The following is a 17097-nucleotide window of genomic DNA, read 5'->3' as shown; positions in this document are numbered from 1 at the left end:
CGCGGGCACCGCCCGTCAAACCACCGGCGCCGGCGCCGGCGCGGACGGGCGCCGTTCACCGATCGGCGGCGCGGCGGCGGCGTTTCGGATCAGCCAGGGTGGCGGCGCCGTAACCCGCGTCGTCGGGGTTGAGGTTGGTGCCGGGCGCCACGATGCGGTCGATCCGGTCCAGCACGGCGGGTTCCAGGACGACGTCCGCGGCGCTCAACTGGTCGCGCAGATGGGCGCCGGTGCGCGGGCCGATGATGGCCGCGGTGACCGCGGGGTGCGTGGTGACGAACGCCAGCGCCAGCTGGATCAGCGTCAGGCCCGCTTCCCCGGCGACGCCGGCGAGTTCGGTGGCGGCGTCGAGCTTGGCCTGGTTGCCCGGTACGTCCAGGTCGTAGTGGGAGAGCGTGGTGCGGAACGGCATCGTCCGCGTGCGGTGGCTGGACAGGTCGGCCGCGTCGCGGTGCCAGCGGCCGGACAGCCAGCCGCCGGCCAGCGGGCTCCACGCGAGCACCCCCATGCGGTACGTCTCGCAGGTGGGCAGCACGTCGGCCTCGACGCCCCGGACCAGCAGGGAGTAGGGCGGTTGTTCGCACACGAAGCGCTCGCGCCGCCGCCGTTCGGCCGTCCACTGGGCCTGCACGATCGCCGAGGGGGCGAAGGTCGAGGAGCCCGCGTAGCGGATCTTTCCCGCGTGCACGAGGTCGGAGAGCGCACCCAAGGTCTCGTCGATGTCGGTCTCGGGATCGGGCCGGTGCACCTGGTACAGGTCGATGTGATCGGTGCCCAGGCGGCGCAGGCTCTCCTCGCAGGCCCGGACGATCCAACGCCGCGAGGCACCCCGTTGGTTGGGGCCGGGGCCCATCGGGCTCGACACCTTCGTCGCCAGGACGACGTCGTCGCGGCGTCCGGCGATGGCCTTGCCGACGATGAGTTCCGATTCACCACCCGAGTACACGTCGGCCGTGTCGATGATGTTGACGCCCGCGTCGAGCGCCGTGCGGATGATGCCGATCGAGTCGTCGTGATCGGGGTTCCCCCACTCCCCGAACATCATCGCGCCCAGGCACAGCGAGCTGACCTGGACTCCTGTACTACCCAGCGTGCGATACCGCATGACGTGGGCGGTCCTTCCGTGATCGCGGCGGTGCGAGGGGGCAGCCGGCGGCCGGCTGCCACCGCTCACAATAAACGGAGCAGGGTCCGTTTGATCGGCCAGCCTAAGCGGAGCCGACTCCGCAAGCAAGTCTCCCCCGCGCGGATGCGTACCGTTGTGCGTACCCGTTCCCGAAGCCGCCGTCCGCAGCTCACCCGGCCGCCCGCGGTCCGCCGGACAGGGCAACCCATTCGGGGGATTGTCCGGGCGCGAGCGGCGGGTACTGCCCGCACCGCTGGGCCTCCGGGCGGAGGATCGGTCGCAGCGGGAAGAGGCCGGCCGCGGGGCGCCCGGGCACCGGACGCCGCATCCCGTACGACGACGGAGGACATGATGACGAACAGCGGTGGCTTCACCGTCTGCCTGTGGTTCGACGGGCAGGCCGAGCAGGCGGTGGACTACTACCTGTCGGTGTTCCGCGACTCCGCACGTGGCCGGGTGACCCGGTGGGCCGAGGGCGGGCCCGGCGAGCCCGGCAGTGTGCTGACCGCGGAGTTCACCGCCAACGGGCAGCGGTTCGTGGCGCTCAACGGCGGGCCGCAGTTCACCTTCGACGAGGCGATCTCGTTCCAGATCCACTGCGCCGACCAGGCCGAGGTGGACCACTACTGGCAACGGCTGACCGAGGACGGCGGCCAGGAGTCGCAGTGCGGCTGGGTCAAGGACCGCTTCGGGGTGTCCTGGCAGGTCGTGCCCGCCGTGCTGCCGCAGCTCCTGACCGGCGACGACCCGGCGGCCACCGCGCGCGCCATGCGGCAGCTCATGGGCATGGGCAAGCTCGACATCGCGGAGCTGCAACGCGCCTACCGGGGTGAGTAGCGCACCGCCGGCGGGCGGTCAGAACCAGTGCAGGCAGTGCGGGGAGCGCTCGGCGCGGAAGAGGGCGTCGGCGACGGTCACCGCGCCCGGGTGGTGGGCCCGGATGTGTCCGGCGCGTACGAGCGTGCTCGGTGCGGTGCCGCCGAGGTAGACCGAGCCCAGGTCGCGCACGTCCAGGGACAGGTCGGGCTCCCGGTCCGTCGGGACGCAGTCGGCCCTGCCGTCCCGGACGGTCAGCAGGTAGCGGCCGTGCTCGCCGAGGAACGGGTCGTCGACGTCGAGGACGAGTTCGCCGTCCGTGAACCAGCCGCGCGCGGTCAGCGCACGCGGGACGTCCAGCAGCCGCACCCAGAGCCAGTCCTCGTCGCTGCCCAGCTGGCCCGCGTTGAAGTCGGCGAGCTGCCAGCGCAGCGGGTGCCCGGGCGGGAAGTGCTTGAACACGACCCGGCCGACCAGGTCGTGGCCGAGCACCAGCCGGGCCAGGGCCGTGAAGACCGTGTCGTCGGTGGCGATGGTCTCGTCGACCGTCAAGGTGTCGGACTCGCCGAGCGAGTAGCTGGCGTAGCCGTCCGGGACGCCGTCGGCGTCCCGGTGGACGGCGATGTAACGCGGCGCCCGGGAGACCGGGGGCTGCCCCGCGCCCGAGGCCCACCAGCGGTGCGGCCGGGACACCGCGCCGGGCTGTGCGCGCCGGTACCGGTCGTAGACCTCTTCCATGATCTCGCCGCACTCGGCACGCCGCAGCACCTCGACCGAGCCACCGTCCGAGCCGCTGTCCGAGCCGGTGAACGAACCGGTATCCGTGCCGGTGTCCGGGCCTGCCGTCGGGGCGTCGGCCGTTCCGCGGGCCCGGGGAACGGCGAAGGCCGCCCGGTGGCGCGGCACGGTCAGCTGCCGCGTGCAGGTCGCAAGGCCGTAGCCGAACCTGCCGTAGATCGGCGCCTCGGAGGCCAGCAGGACGCAGAGGAACTCCCCGCGGGCCCGCAGTGCGGTGAGCTGGTGCCGCATCATCGCGCTCGCCACGCCCCGGCGCCGGTGCGAGGGCAGGACGCCGACGGCGGTCACCCCGGTGACCGGGAGGAGGACCCCGCCGGGCAGGGTGAGCTCGAAGGAGTACGCGCCGGCGGTGCCGACGGGCCGCCCGTCCGCGGTCACGGCGAACAGGTTGCGGTCCATTTCGTACGCCGACCACAAGAGCCCGTCGCCCTCGGCCGGTGATTCCCGGAAGCGCCCGAACGCGGCGAAGACGGTGTCGACGAAGAGTTCGAGGTCCTGGTCGGTCGTGGGACGGATCTCCATCGCTGCCGCTGCCTCTCCCGTTGCGGGCACCACGGCTCGCGGTGCCCCGGCACAGTGCAGCGCCGACGCGCGGCCCGGTCAACCGAATTACGGCCGGGTCCCGCGGCCGGTCGCAGCACAGCGCGGCCCCCGGCCGGCCCCGGGACGCGTGGCGGTGGTCGGGCCCGGCCGGGTGTGCTCCCCCGGCGCAGCCCGCACCGGGGGCTCGTCCTCGGCACCACCGCTGGATTCCGCCGTGCTGCGGCCGAAGCCGTGGCACCCTGGCCAGGACGTGGACGCGCCGGCGGGGGAACGGCGTCGCGTGTCTGCCCGCTGCCGGCTGCCCTCCTGCCGAACGCGGCCGTCCAACGCGGCAGTCCGACGGGGTCGTTCAACGGAGCGGTCCACCGGGACTTCTGCTTCCCCGTCACGGCATGTGAGACTGCCGTCGTGATCACCCCGCGGCCCAGTGATGTCGAGGGCGTGGCGGCCGGGGCGCTGGAGTGGCTCCTGGCCACCGCCCGCCCGACCGGGAACGGCCTGGCCTGGGCGACCAGGCCGAGCGAGGAGCGCCTCAATCCGGTGCTGTACAGCGGCACTGCGGGTGTCGTGCTGGCGCTGCTGGAGGCGGAGCGGCATTTCGGCGACGAGCGGTACGGCGACGCGGCGGTGCGCGGGGCCCGGAGCATCGCGGCGGCGGTCGAGGACTGGGAGCTGTCCTCGCTGTATTTCGGGCTGACCGGGATGGCCGTCGCGCTGCGTGCCGTCCACGAGCGGCTGGGCGAAGCGGCTGCCGGTGCCGCCGCGTCGCGCGCCCTCGACCTCGTGCGGTCCCGGTTCGACGGAACGCGTTGGGGTCCGCAGTTCGACCTGCTCGGCGGCAACGCGGGCGTCGCGCTCGGAGCGCTGGCCGCCGGCGACGTCGAGCTGGCCGTCCTCGCGGTGACGCCCTACACGACGACGGCGGAGACCACCCCGGTCGGCGTCGTGTGGGAGACCCGCGCGGGAAGACCCGCGCGTCTGCATCACACGGCACACGGCACGCTGGGGGTCGTACACGCGCTGGCATCGGTCGGCCGCACGGCGAACCGCACCGATCTGACCGAGCTCGCGGCGGCCGGCGCGGCGGATGTGGTGGCGCGCGACGAGGCCGGACCGGAGGGCTTCCTCGTTCCGCACTCCGACCCTCAGGACCAGCCCGAGCGCAACGAACGCCACAGCTACGGCTGGTGCAACGGCCCGACCGGCGACGCCCAGACCTTCCGGTTGCTGCGCGAGGTACTGGGCGACCCCGCGTGGTCGGCCCTCACCGACCGCTGCTGGCACACCGTCACCCACTCCGGCCTCCCCCGCCGCCCGCGACCGGGCTTCTGGGACAACAACGGGCAGTGCTGTGGCACCGCGGGAGTGCTCGCCCTCGCCTGCGACCGGGAAGTCGAGTACGGCGACGGTCTGGACTTCGCGCAGGTCCTCGTCGCGGACCTCCTCGCCCGAACGACGGCGGACGCGAACGGCGCCTGCTGGTCGAACGTCGAGTACCGGGCCGCGCCGAGCAGTCTTGAGCCCACGCCCGGGTGGGCGATGGGCAACGCCGGCATCGTCCGGGAACTGCTCCGCTTCGCCCGCGTCAGCACCGGCCGCGACCCGGGCTACGCGGTCACCTGGCCCGACCGCCCGGCGGCTGTTCCGTCGTAGTTCGCCGGCCCCGGGCCATCGTTACGTATACCGCCGGTTCGCAGCAGGGGCGCGTCCGCCACGTGACCCCCGGTGTCGAAAAGTCGGCGGTCCGCGCCACCGGTACTGAAGTCATACCGGAATGCCGGCATGCCGGGATGACGGGATGACGGGATTCCTGAACGACTGGATACCTGGATACCTGGATGCCGACGACACTGCGGGCAGGTTTTTCCGACTGGCCGATCTTCTGCTGGCTGCGCAAGATCAAGGCGAAGTACAACCCGCACAACGTCTTCCAGTACGAGCAGAGCATCCCGCCGGCGACGTGGTGACCGGTCCGCGCCGCAGGGCAGTACCGGGGCCGGGCGCGCGGTTCAAAAGGCGTCCGGCCCCCGCGGAAGCGCGTTCCCGCGGGGCGTCGGCGCGGCGTCGCACGGCTTCCGGGGCAGCGCGTCCCCCTCGCTGACGTAGACGTGCGGGACGGCGCCGGCCCCGCGGGAACCGGCAACCGCCGCAGGCCGGCTGCCGGTTCCGTGGCCGGTGCGGTCCCGCGCGGTGGTCGTTCCGCAAGCCGGGCCGTCCCGCACGACGTGTCATGGACGGTCCGTCAGGTGTGGTGCGTCAGGCGCGATCCGTCCCACGCGGTGCGTCAGGCGCTGCCGTACACACCGTCCCTGTCGCGCGGTCGGCCCGTCGGCCGGCCGGCCCGTGCTTCAGCGGCTGACCGTGGCCCGGGTCTGTTCCGCCCGCTGGGGATCGATGGTCGCCGCCGCCGGGAACCTCGCCCTCAGCAGGGTCGCCACGGCCGCCAGGAGTGCGATTCCGGCGGCCGTCCAGAAGGCGGCCCGGAACTCCGGGAAGACCGGGACCGTGGTGCCCGCGATGGTGTGCGAGGCGAGGATGGCGACGCCGAGTTGGCTGCCCACCGCGCCGCCCACCGTGCGCGCGACCGTGTTGATGCCGTTCGCCGTCGCGCCCGCGGCCGGCGGGGTGACCTCGTGGATGAGCTTGGGCAGCGCGGCCATGACGAAGCCGAACCCGGTGCCGATGACGACGTAGCAAAACGCCACCTCCCACGGGCCGGAGGAGAAGAACGCCAGCAGCACGCCGCCGATCGCGCTCATCGCGAACCCCAGCGGTGCCGCCGAGCCGGTGCCGAGCCGGGCCTCGACGCGCCCGACCGCCGAACTGGCCGGCAGCCCGAGCAGGGTGCCGGGCAGCAGGATCAGACCGGCCACGGTGACGGTCGTGCCGAAGCCGTAGTCCACCAGGTGTGCCGTTCGCGGCGGCAGCCCGGCGGGCAGCTCCGCCAGCTTGGGGATCAGCACGTAGAAGACGAACTGGCTGACGCCGAGCAGGAAGGCGCCGACGTGCGCGATGACGATGCGCCGGCCCAGCAGCAGCGTGGGGTCGATGAGCGGGCTGGTGGCGCACCGCTCCCGTCCCAGGAACGCCGAGCCCAGCAGGACCGCGGCGGAGAACATCCCGAGCACGGCGGGGGAGGTCCATCCCCACTGCGGCCCCTCGGTCAGCGCCAGCAGCACCGTGGTGAGGCAGCCGCCCAGGAGGGCGACGCCGGCCAGGTCGAGCGGCTCGCGCCGGCCGGGCCGGCTCTCCGGAACGTAGCGGATCGTGGCGAACAGCGCGGCGAGGATGAGGACGCAGGTGGCGACGAAGAGCCAGCGCCAGGAGGCGTGGTCGACGATCAGCCCGCCGCAGACCAGCCCGACGCCGGCCGCCCCGCCCACCAGGCCGGAGGTCAGACCCAGTCCGAACGGCACCCGGCGCGGCGGCAGGATCTCGCGGATCAGCCCCAGGGAGAGCGGCAGGATGGCGATGCTCGCCCCCTGCACCGCGCGGAACGCGATGAGGGCGCCGATGTTCCACGCGGCGGCCGCGCCGATGGAGCCGGCCAGATGGATCACCAGGGTCACGATGAGCACCCGGCGGCGGCCGTAGCTGTCGCCGAGGCGGCTGATCAGCGGGGTGAGGACCGCGCTCGCCAGCAGCGCCGAGCTGAGGACCGCCCAGGAGGCGCCGGCCGGCGTGGTGTGCAGTTCGCGCTGGAGCACCCCCACCGTCGGCACCAGCATGGTCTGGGCGAGGGCGTAGGACAGGACGGCCAGGATCAGGGCGATCAGGGCACGGGTCCCCGATAAGTCCGCCTTGGAGGACGACGGCTCGGTGGGTTCGGTCACGGTTTCCTCGCTCGGTGGTCCGAAGTGTGCGGTAACCTGCCCGCCACGGCGGCGGTACGGTCGGCCGCCACGACTGCGCTCCCATGATTCGCGAACATTGGTCGCTAACGCGCGAGCATAGGAGTACGCTCCCGGTCGGCACAAGACCGGGGCGGGCCGCCGTCGAGTAGAGTCCGTGCGGTGAGTGCACGCGCGCCCGGTCGGCCGGCCGTCCTGTCCCGGCCGCTCATCGTCGCCGCCGCACGGTGGATCGCCGACCACGACGGCCTCGACGCGATGACCGTCCGCGCCGTCGCCCAGCGTCTCGGCACCGGCCAGGCCTCGTTGTACCGGCACATCGCCGACCGCCGCGAACTGCTCGTGCTGCTCGCCGACGACGTGGCCGCGCGGCTGCCGTTGCCGCGCGAGGGCCTGGAACCCGGCGAGCAGTTCACCGGGCAGTGGCTGGACGCCTACGACTATCTGCGCGGACACCACTGGGCGGCACGGATCATCGCCGAGGGCGCGCAGGTCCGCGCGGGCGGTGCGGCCTTCGCGGACAGTGCGCTGGCCGTGCTCACCACGGCGAGCGGTGCCGACCGCGGCGACGCGCTGCGCGCCTTTCGGGTGCTGTGGCACCTGATGCTCGGTCACCTCGTCAACTCCCACCCCGTCGGCCACCCCCGAACGCACGAAGACGCCGGGACCGCGCCGGGACCGCACGACGAGCCCTCCCCGGCCCCCGGCACGCAGACCCCCGCCCCGCCGTCGGACGCCGCGCGGGACGACTTCGCCTGGGCACTCCCCCTCGTACTGGCCGGCCTGAGACGTTCCCCGGAAACCCGCTGAGCGCGTCGGCGGCGGCATCGGCGGGAGCGGTCAACGGTCACGCCGGTCAGCGGTCGGTGGCGCCGGTGCCCAGCAGGGCGTCCAGCGGCCAGGAGACCGGGCCGATCCGCGCCCCGGGCGTTGCGGCGGCGTCGAACGCTGCGCCGGGCCCCGGGCCGTCCCGATCCGGGTTCGACCGCTGGACGGCCGGCGCCCCATCACCCCGCCCCGGCCCGCACGTTCGCCCTCACCGGTGGCCTGCGGGCTCCCGGGGATCGTGGACGTGCCGGTCGCTTCCCGGTCCGACGGCCCTGCCGCCTCACCCGCGGTGAACCAGCCCACCCGACAACGCCCGTCGGCCGCTATGCCGCAGGGCCGCAATGCTGAAGTCAGGCGGCTCTGCACGGCCTGGTTCACGTCACGATGGGGTACGCCGGATACCGGGCTCCCACCGCCGTTCCGGTCCGAAGTCCTGATCGATGCCCTGATCGAGGTGCCGGTGCGGGGTTACCTGTGGTGGGTGCCCTTCGGGTTTCCCTGGGTGTTGCCGGCGCGGTGGGAACGGGGGCCGGTGGCGCCGGGTGCCGGGTACGGGGGAAGCGGCGGCGCATCGGTGCGGGGAGCGGGCATGGCCCCCGGCTGCCGGGCGCGGGCGGCCGGTGTCGTCGGCACCGGCTGCGCGTTCGGCGGCCGGTCGGGGACGGTGTTCGAGGTCAGCGTCGTGCTGAGGGTGGAGGCGACGCGTACGGCGGCGGCGACGGCCGCGAGGACCCCCGCCGCGGCGACCTCGCGCTTGCGCGGCCGGCGCAGTTGCTCGGGCAGGGCGTGGAGCGTGGGCGGACCGAAGGCGCCGGGGGCCGCGGGGCCGGCGTCGGGGTGCGCGGCGGGCGGCATGCGACCGGGCTCGGCGCGAGCGGCGGGCGGTGGCCCGGCGGGGGCGGCCGGGGTACCGGTGGTGCCGCCGGGCAGCGCGACCGGGGCGAGCCAGTGGGTGACGTCGGCGGCGGTGGGCCGCAGGTGCGGTTCCTTGGCCAGCAGGCCGGTGACGAGCCCGGCGAGGGGGCCGGGGATGTCGGCGCGGTGCTGGCGGGGGTCCGGGGGCGGGGACTCGACGTGCTGGGCGAGGACGGCGGCGGCGTTGGCGCCGGTGAACGGCGGGCGGCCGGTGAGGAGTTCGTGGAGCACGCACCCGAGGGCGTACAGGTCGGCGGCGTGGTCGGCGGTGCGGCCGAGGGCACGCTCGGGGGCCATGTAGGTGGCCGAGCCGATGACCATGCCGGTGCCGGTGAGCCCGCTCCCGCTGTCGTTGACGAACTGGGCGATGCCGAAGTCGCTGATCTTGAGGACGCCGCCGGAGGTGAGCATCAGGTTGGCGGGCTTGATGTCGCGGTGCACGATGCCGGCCCGGTGCGCGGCCGCGAGCCCGGCGGCAGTCTGCCCGCCGATCCGGGAGACGTCCTCGGGGGCGAGCCGGCGCAGCGCGGCGACCTCGGTTTCGAGGGTGTGCCCGTCGACGTACTCCATCACCATGAAGGGCTGGTCGTTGATGGTGCCGAAGTCGTAGACGGCGACCGTGTTCGGGTGGGACAGGCTCCCGGCGATCCGCGCCTCGTCGGCGAACCGGCGGATCGCCCGTTCGTCGCCCGCGGTGCCGGTCATCAGCTTGACCGCGACCCGTCTGCCCAGCAGCTCGTCGGTGCCGCGCCAGACCTCACCCATCCCACCCCGGCCCAGCACCTCCTCCAGCCTGTACCGATCCTTGATCAGCACCTTCCGCCCCCGTCCTTCGCTCGGTCCGCCGCGAGTTTCGCACGCGGCGCCCGTCGACCGGACCGCCCAAACCCGCCTCAAAACCTCTCTTCTGCCCGGAACGGTCCCGTGGACCGGTCCCGCGGAGCCGTGGCGTTCCTCACCCTTCGCACCGCCGCGAGCAGCAGAGCACGGCGGGGGCGGTCGGCAGAGGTGCGCTGCGCAAGCGCGTATCCCCCGGGCCGGCGGCTCGTCGAGCCTCACGCGCCGACGGTGTTCGTCGCCGCTCCCCGGGATTCGTTGTCGCTCTCCGTGGTGACGAGTCCGCAGATGACGGGTCAACAGAACAAGTCATCCCCTGCGGCTGGGCAGGCTGTCCGCCGTGGTGCGATCGGGCCGCCGCAGCCGGGTCATCGAGCGCGCCATGTCGTGACCGACCGACTGCCACCGCTCCGAACGCCGTCCCCGTAACCACCCGGCCCTGCTCGGCCTCGCCGGCGCCCTCTGCTGCTTCGGACATCTCATCCGACTCATCACACCGGACGCGGCCTTATCCTCCGTCATAAGAAGCTGACGTTATGATGGGCGCATGCATCGTTCGTCGTGTCCGTGCTGGCGGCGCTCCTCGTAGGAGCGGCCACTTGTCACGCACGACCGGGCCGTTCGGGTGAACGGCCCTTCTGTGTCCCCTGGACCAGGGCCTCGTGTCATCCTGACGGCGAGACCGACCCACCAGGAGATCTTGTGAACGCCACCCCCCAGACCGCGGGGCCCGACGCCTCTGCCCCGGGCCCCTCCGCCGACTCGCTCGGGATTTCCGCGGCGCAGGCCCGCAACGCGGTGCTGGAAGAGCTGATCGCCAAGGACCCGAAGCAGTTCCGGGTGCTGACGGGCGATCGTCCCACCGGCCGCCTGCACCTGGGCCACTATTTCGGCACGCTGCACAACCGAGTGCGTCTTCAGGACCTCGGGGTGGAGTTGTTCGTCATCATCGCGGACTACCAGGTGCTGACCGACCGCGATGTGGCCGACAACCTGACCGAGCACGTCGAGGAACTGGTCCTGGACTACCTCGCCATCGGCGTGGACCCGGCCCGCAGCACGATCTTCACGCACAGCGCCATCCCGGCCCTCAACCAGCTGATGCTGCCTTTCCTGAGCCTGGTCTCCGTCGCCGAGCTCAACCGCAACCCCACGGTCAAGGACGAGATCGCCCACTCGCGCCAGTCCGCCGTCAGCGGCCTGATGTTCACCTACCCCGTGCACCAGGCCGCCGACATCCTCTTCTGCAAGGCCAACCTGGTCCCGGTCGGCCAGGACCAGCTCCCCCACCTCGAACTCACCAGGACCATCGCCCGGCGCTTCAACGACCGCTACGGCAAGGGCGGCGCCGTCTTCCCCCAGCCCGACGCCCTGCTGTCGAGCGCGCCGCTCCTGCTGGGCACGGACGGCACCAAGATGAGCAAGAGCCGGGGCAACTCCATCGCGCTGGCGGCCAGCGCCGACGAGACCGCCCGCCTGCTCAAGGGGGCCAAGACCGACTCCGAACGCCACATCACCTACGACCCGGCCACCCGCCCCGAGGTCTCCTCCCTCCTGCTGCTCGCCGCGCTCTGCCAGGGCCGGACCCCCCAGGAGGTGGCCGACGAGATCGGTTCCGCCGGTGCCGCCGCGCTGAAGAAGACAGTGACCGAGTCGGTCAACGAGTACCTGGCCCCGATCAGGGCCCGCCGAGCCGAGTACGCGCAGGACCGCGACCTGCTGCGGCAGACCCTGCGCGAAGGCAACGAGCGCGCCCGAGCGGCCGCCGACGCCACTCTCAGCGAGGTACGCGCCGCCATGAACAGCCACTACTGACGGTCCCCGGCCCGGTGGGACGCCGCCGTCCTCTTCCGACGAACGGCGCCCCACCGGCCAACTGGTCCGACACCACAGCCACATGACGGTTTGTCAGTCCCGCTGACGTCGTCGCGGGGGCGCACCGGGGAACGCGCCTGGGCGGCGTGGCCCGCGCCCGGCCTTCCGCTCGCCGGGTCGCGATTTCACTTGGTTTCCTGGTGAAAAAACACCACGTTCGGCGTCCCAATCGTGTGCTAGCGTCCCCCCACACCGTGCTCAGCAGTCCCCCTGGGGCTCAGCCGACACGGACCTGACGGGTGCCGGGCCGGCGGGAGCCGGGGCCGGCGAGGGGGGAGCCAGGTGACGAACTCCATTCGCCTTCTGATCGCGGACGACCACACCCTGCTCCGCAACGCCCTGGCCGAACTCCTCCACGCGGAGGACGGGCTGGACGTGGTCGCCACGGCCGGCAGCGTCCCCGAGGCGTTGCGCCTCGCCGCCCGACACCGTCCGCATGTCGTGCTGCTCGACATCGAGATGCCCGGCAACCATCATCCGCTCTCCACGATCCGCCAGTTCCAGTACTTATTACCCGGCGTGCGGATACTCGTCCTCACCATGCGCGACGACCCCGCGGTGACACAGTCGCTCCTGCCGCTCTGCATCCCGGGCATCCTGCACAAGACGGTCACCCACCAGGCGCTGTGCGCCGCGGTTCGCGAAGCGTGCCAGGCCGGCAGCGGTGCGGTGACCGTCCTGCTGTCGGCGGACGGCCTGATGAGCACCGCCCCGGAGAACGGCCCGCTCTCGCCGCGCGAGCGTGAGGTGATCGAGTTCGCCGCTCAGGGCTTGAGCAACTACCAGATCGCCCGGCGCCTCGACATCGCGGAGGGCACCGTGAAGCGCCACATGCACAGCATCTTCGACAAACTCACGGCACGCTGCCGCGTCGAGGCCGTCAACCGGGCGGTAGAACTGGGCCTGATCGACCCTCCGGTATCCGCGCTACCGCGCCGCAGGCCCGATACCGTCCAGGACACGCGCGGCGGCGGCCGGTAGGACTTTCGGGCGAAGCCGGCCGAACGGGCCGGCCCCGGCTCGGGTGCGCGGCACCGCGGACCGCCCCTCCTGACGTCCTCCCTCGAATCACGGCCTTGGTGGCATTGCTCTGTCTGCGGTGCCAACGCCTCTGGTGGGTAACGCCCTTGGTGTGTAGCGCCTTTGGTATGCACTGCCTTTGGTGCCAACGCTCGTCACCTCTGCGGCGGTTGCTGTCCAGCGCCCGGTGTCCAACGTCCCGGTGCTCAACCCCACCGGTGTCCAACATCCCCGGTGTCCAACACCACCGGTGTCCAACGCTCGCCGTGTCCACGCCCGGCGGGAACGCAGACCGGCCCACGCCGCCACCGGCCTCCCGGCGCCCCTGCCGCACCCACCGGCCATGAGGACCGCTCCGGTGCGATGGCCGGCCTCGGCGTAACGGCGCACGGAAGCCCTCCCCCGCGCACCTCGGGACGAGCCGCGTACCGGCGTACCGACGCACCCGTACCGCAGCCGGAAGCCCTCCCCCGCGAACTTCGTGACGCCCCGTCTCATTACAGGTTTGTGAACTGACGGCCCCTCCGCGATACCCCCTCGCCGAACCCGGGTACGGACGTCCATGCGGTTGCCCCCAGCCGTACCGGTGTGCGTGGTGCGCGGTGCGTTCGGGCGGGAACCGATCGGCCGTATTCCGCAGCCCGCACCGCGTGCTCGCCTTCCTGACCCTTCAGCACCGCGACAACGAGCCGCCGCCCTCCCCCACGCTGAGGGTGCGGGGCCGACTTCCGCGTCAGCAAACACGCAGTCGCCAAATTGCCTATCGAATGCGCGGCCCACCACGCCGGAGAGCGCCCGCGCATACCCGCCGTCACCATTGTCGATGCCACCGAAGCCAAACAGGTTGAGCGGACAACGAAATGGTAAGTTGCCGGTATTCCGGCAAGGCGGGGAACCCCCTCAAGGGCCCTTAGTACATCCTTGGTTGTAGTTTGGCCCGCCCGGCCCGCCCCGTTGGCATGATGTGCACCGTCAACCACTGCGGCGCCCCATGGGAATGGGTGACTTGAATCCATGGGGTTTTCCCTCGGGAGTGGGGGGCGTCGGTATCGGCTATTGCTTCCAGGAACACGGAGGAGCTCGTCCGCCCGTTCAGCACGAGGGCTCGACGAGGAAACTGAGGGGGAGGCACCAGTGGCAGGGATGAAAGACGCGCAGCGGGTGACTGATGCTGCCGTTCGCGAGGTGGCCGGCCCGGCGGACGGAATCGCGCTGTTCGGCGATCTGCCTCGGACCGCCCGCTTCGAACTCGAACCCGCCAGGCGTTTCATCGACCATGCCGCGCAGGAATACCGCAAGTGTCTGGACAGTCGCGACGCCGACGGAGTGCCCAGTCATCTGCCGCGCGCGTCGGGCCTGTTGTTCGGTCAGTTCGACGGCAACGAGATAACGATCAGCGACATCGAGTTCGTGCCGAACGTCCGCGACAGCGACGAGAGCGTCATGGCCGAATTCGAAGGCACGATCGCCCCGCGGTTCGGCGACGTGTACCGGAATCCCGGGCGGGGGTTCTGGTCCGACGAAAAGGGCGTGCTCCAGGCGATCAAGGACCGGTTCACGAGCGGCCTGGAGCTGATGGGGTCCATACACTCCCACCCCAACTGGCACGAGATCGGGCCGCCGCACGAGCGGTACCAGAAGCTGAGCGAACATCCGACGCTGATGGACGAGTACCTCTTCCGCCAGTCGTGCTGGCCGGTGAACGTGATCTGGTACGTGCACGAGAACAGCCGCGGCATGGCGCATCGGGTGGCCGGCTGGAGGCCCGGGACGGACGAGTGCGACCGGCTCGACATAAGGATTCCGTCCGCGATCTGCGAAGCGTTCAACGTGGAATCGCTGCCCGGGGTATGACCGCCGCGCCGGCACGGTGAAACCACAGGGCCCATCCAAGGAGAAGAAGACATGCCCGATGTCTCGCACAGCGTCAGCAAGAGTCTCCCGGCACCTGTTGTGACCATCAAGCTGCCCACCGCCTTCAACGCGCTGACGGGCGGGCAGAAGCAGGTGGACGTCGAGGGCGACAGTATCCGGGAAGTGCTCAGCGGCCTGGAGCGGAGCTTTCCCGGCGTACTGGAGCGGCTCATGGACCAGAAGGGTTCCGTGAAGCGCTACGTCAACGTCTACCGCAACGACAGCGACATCAGGGGACTCGAAGGGCTCGAAACGAAGGTGGAGAACCAGGACGTCATTTGGATAGTGCCGGCGGTAGCGGGCGGCAGCGGAACGACCGGAGCCCAGGAGTCACGATGACGGACATTCTTCCCTCGGAGTTCTTCACCGATCCCGGGCCCTCACCGCACGCGGCGACCACCGAACTCAGGTCCAGGTGCCCGGTTCACCGGATCAACATTCCGCCGGGCGCCGAGGCGTACGCGGTACTGGGGAACAAGGTCGTCGAGGAGGCGTTCGGCGACCCGCGCCTGTCCAAGCAGGTCGAGAACCTGCCCGCCCAGTACCGCGACAAGGCAACGGCCAGCAGTCTCCTGGTGGTGGGCAATCTCGGGTTCGCCGACCCGCCCAAGCACAGCCGGCTGAAGAAGCCCATCAGCAAGGCTTTCCTGCCCGGTACGGTCGCCCGGCTCCGGCCGCGCATCCAGGACATCGTCGACGACCTCATCGACGCCTTCCCGGAGTCCGGTGAGATCGACCTGCTGAGCGCCTTCGCGCTGCCGCTGCCGCTCATCGCCATCTGCGAATACCTGGGGATACCGGTCGAGGACAGGCCGCTGTTCCAGGAGTGGAGCTACGTCCTCAGCCAGGATCCGCTGCAGCACGCGGAGTCGGAACTGAAGGCGGCGAGCGAGGAGTTCGCGGACTACTTCACCAAGCTGGTGGCCGAACGCCGCAACGACCTGCGGGACGACCTGCTGAGCGAGCTCATCAGGGCCCGGGACGAGGAGGTGTTCAGCGAACGGGAACTGCTGTCGACGATCCTGCTGCTGATCATCGCCGGCCACAAGACGGTCGCCAACATGGTGGGCAACGGCACGACGCTGCTGCTCCTGCACCCCGAGCAGCTGGCGACGCTGCGCACCACCCCCGAGCTGATTCCCTCGGCGATCGAGGAGATCCTGCGGTACGAGGGGTCGGCCGCCTGGGCCTCGCTGCGGGTCGCGGCGCAGGACATGCGGCTCGGCGGAGTGGACATCCCCAAGGGGAGTTTCGTGCACCTGTCGCTGTCCGGCGCCGGCCACGACCCCGAGGTGTACGACGACCCGGAACGCTTCGACATCACCAGGTCGCCGAACCGCCATCTGTCCTTCGGCCATGGCGCGCACTTCTGCATCGGCGCCCCGCTGGCCCGTCTGCAGGGCGAGATCGCCTTCAGCACGCTGCTGCGCCGGCTGCCGCGGTTCGAACTGGCGGTGCCTCCCGAGGAGATCGCCTGGATCGCCGACAGCTCGCTCAGCCGGGGCCTTGAGGCCCTGCCCGTGCGGCTGGACGGGCGGCTGCCCCGATGACGGTGCGGCGCAACGGTGTCGCTCGGGCCGGACGGCCCGGGCCGGAATCTGTGGGAAGTGAGGAAGGATGACCGGGGAACCGGGCGGACCGAGCATCGCCGTGGTGGGGGCCGGCGCGGTGGGCGGCTATTTCGGCGGCCGCCTCGCCGCCGCCGGCCACGACGTGCGGTTCCTGGCCCGCGGCGAGAACCTCGCCGCGCTCAGGCGCAAGGGGCTGCGGGTCGCCAACGGGTCGAGTGACTTCTCGGTGCCGGAGGTTCGGGCGTCGGACGATCCCGGGGAGATCGGCGAGGTCGACTTCGTCCTGCTCTGCGTCAAGACCTCGCAGTTGCCGGCGGCCATCGACGCGCTGGGCCCGATGGTCGGCGACGACACCGCCGTGGTCACCCTGCAGAACGGGGTGGAGGCTCCCGAGCAGGTCGCCGCGGGCATCGGCCGCAGCCGGGTGCTCCCCGGCACCGTCCGGGTCGTCGCCACGCTGGTCGGGCCGGGCGAGGTCGAACACCTGGGCGGGCCCGGCGGGATGGGCTTCACCGAGTGGGACAGCAGCGTCTCCGCCCGGGTGACGCGCCTGCGCGAGGCGCTGGGCGACGCCTCGGTGACCGCGATGGAACCGGCCGACATCTGGACCGCCCTGTGGTCGAAGTTCATGCTGGTCGTCCCCGTCGGCACCCTGGGAGCCGCCACCGGCGGCGCGACCATCGGGGAGCTGCGGTCGCGGGCCGGCACCCGGCGGATGCTGATCGCCGGTATGCGGGAGATATACGAGACCGCCACCGGACTCGGCATCGCGCTGCCGCAGGACGCCCTGGAGACCGCGACCGGTCTGATGGACCGTCAGCACCCGGACGTCACCTCCTCGTTGCAGCGCGACATCCTGGCGGGGAGGCCGTCGGAACTCGAAGCCTGGACCGGGGCCGCGGTCCGGCTCGCCGAACGGGCCGGCCGGACCGCGCCGGTCCACGAGATGCTCTACGAGCTGCTCGCCACCCGGGTGGCACGGACGGCGAAGACTGGTTGACCG

14 protein-coding genes are annotated in these 17097 nt (G+C 71.8%); 10 read left to right on the top strand and 4 right to left on the bottom strand.

Translation table 11 applies throughout. The features are described 5' to 3' along the window. Window positions 1-55 precede the first annotated feature (55 nt). The gene (locus POF43_RS01110) at window positions 56-1105 is read right to left on the bottom strand and encodes an aldo/keto reductase (protein WP_271322658.1); all 1050 of its coding nucleotides are present in this window, start codon (window positions 1103-1105) and stop codon (window positions 56-58) included. Window positions 1106-1474: 369 nt separating this feature from the next. Between POF43_RS01110 and POF43_RS01105 the strand changes: the two genes are divergently transcribed. Next, a complete protein-coding gene (locus POF43_RS01105) occupies window positions 1475-1963 on the top strand; it encodes a VOC family protein (protein WP_271322659.1) in 489 nt (162 codons plus the stop codon). Between the two features lie 18 nt (window positions 1964-1981). On the opposite strand, the gene POF43_RS01100 is transcribed toward POF43_RS01105, so the two are convergent. Further along, window positions 1982-3262, bottom strand: coding sequence for a GNAT family N-acetyltransferase (locus POF43_RS01100; RefSeq protein ID WP_271322660.1), 1281 nt, complete (start codon window positions 3260-3262; stop codon window positions 1982-1984). Window positions 3263-3691: 429 nt separating this feature from the next. On the opposite strand from POF43_RS01100, the gene POF43_RS01095 reads away from it, so the two are divergent. Together POF43_RS01095 and POF43_RS01090 are read left to right on the top strand one after the other, a co-directional pair. Continuing rightward, window positions 3692-4936 carry a lanthionine synthetase LanC family protein gene (locus tag POF43_RS01095; protein WP_271322661.1) on the top strand — a complete coding sequence of 415 codons (1245 nt, stop codon included), beginning with the start codon at window positions 3692-3694 and terminating at the stop codon, window positions 4934-4936. A gap of 185 nt (window positions 4937-5121) precedes the next feature. After that, window positions 5122-5250, top strand: coding sequence for a BBE domain-containing protein (locus POF43_RS01090; protein WP_271322662.1), 129 nt, complete (start codon window positions 5122-5124; stop codon window positions 5248-5250). A 381-nt stretch (window positions 5251-5631) separates the two neighbouring features. Here the strand turns inward: POF43_RS01090 and POF43_RS01085 are convergent, their stop codons facing one another. Continuing rightward, complete coding sequence (locus tag POF43_RS01085; RefSeq protein WP_271312530.1) at window positions 5632-7116, bottom strand: MFS transporter; 1485 nt, start codon at window positions 7114-7116, stop codon at window positions 5632-5634. 180 nt (window positions 7117-7296) lie between these two features. Between POF43_RS01085 and POF43_RS01080 the strand changes: the two genes are divergently transcribed. Further along, on the top strand, window positions 7297-7944 hold the full coding sequence (locus POF43_RS01080; RefSeq protein WP_282704355.1) for a TetR/AcrR family transcriptional regulator: 648 nt from the start codon (window positions 7297-7299) through the stop codon (window positions 7942-7944). Between the two features lie 486 nt (window positions 7945-8430). Here the strand turns inward: POF43_RS01080 and POF43_RS01075 are convergent, their stop codons facing one another. Then, window positions 8431-9693: a serine/threonine-protein kinase gene (locus tag POF43_RS01075; RefSeq protein ID WP_282704354.1), complete on the bottom strand. Its 1263-nt coding sequence runs from the start codon at window positions 9691-9693 to the stop codon at window positions 8431-8433. 723 nt (window positions 9694-10416) lie between these two features. Between POF43_RS01075 and trpS the strand changes: the two genes are divergently transcribed. The 6 genes from trpS to POF43_RS01045 all read left to right on the top strand — a co-directional run bounded on the left by trpS (window position 10417) and on the right by POF43_RS01045 (window position 17094). Further along, window positions 10417-11529 (top strand): tryptophan--tRNA ligase, encoded by a 1113-nt coding sequence (trpS, locus tag POF43_RS01070; RefSeq protein WP_372515740.1) that lies wholly within the window; start codon window positions 10417-10419, stop codon window positions 11527-11529. Between the two features lie 342 nt (window positions 11530-11871). Beyond that, window positions 11872-12570, top strand: coding sequence for a response regulator (locus tag POF43_RS01065; protein ID WP_271317507.1), 699 nt, complete (start codon window positions 11872-11874; stop codon window positions 12568-12570). Between the two features lie 1173 nt (window positions 12571-13743). Continuing rightward, window positions 13744-14463, top strand: a complete 720-nt coding sequence (locus POF43_RS01060; RefSeq protein ID WP_271313928.1) for an MPN domain-containing protein — start codon at window positions 13744-13746, stop codon at window positions 14461-14463. Between the two features lie 51 nt (window positions 14464-14514). Next, entirely contained in the window at window positions 14515-14862 is a 348-nt protein-coding gene (locus POF43_RS01055) for a MoaD/ThiS family protein (protein WP_271313927.1), read from the top strand. Next, window positions 14859-16073, top strand: a complete 1215-nt coding sequence (locus tag POF43_RS01050) for a cytochrome P450 family protein (protein ID WP_271321966.1) — start codon at window positions 14859-14861, stop codon at window positions 16071-16073. The genes POF43_RS01055 and POF43_RS01050 overlap by 4 nt, the downstream gene beginning before the upstream one ends. 67 nt (window positions 16074-16140) lie before the next feature. Next, the gene (locus POF43_RS01045) at window positions 16141-17094 is read left to right on the top strand and encodes a 2-dehydropantoate 2-reductase (protein ID WP_271321965.1); all 954 of its coding nucleotides are present in this window, start codon (window positions 16141-16143) and stop codon (window positions 17092-17094) included. Window positions 17095-17097: the final 3 nt, after the last annotated feature.

The sequence above is a fragment of the Streptantibioticus silvisoli genome (assembly GCF_027947535.2).
Taxonomy (GTDB): domain Bacteria; phylum Actinomycetota; class Actinomycetes; order Streptomycetales; family Streptomycetaceae; genus Streptantibioticus_C; species Streptantibioticus_C silvisoli.
This window is presented reverse-complemented; position numbering and strand designations above follow the sequence as displayed.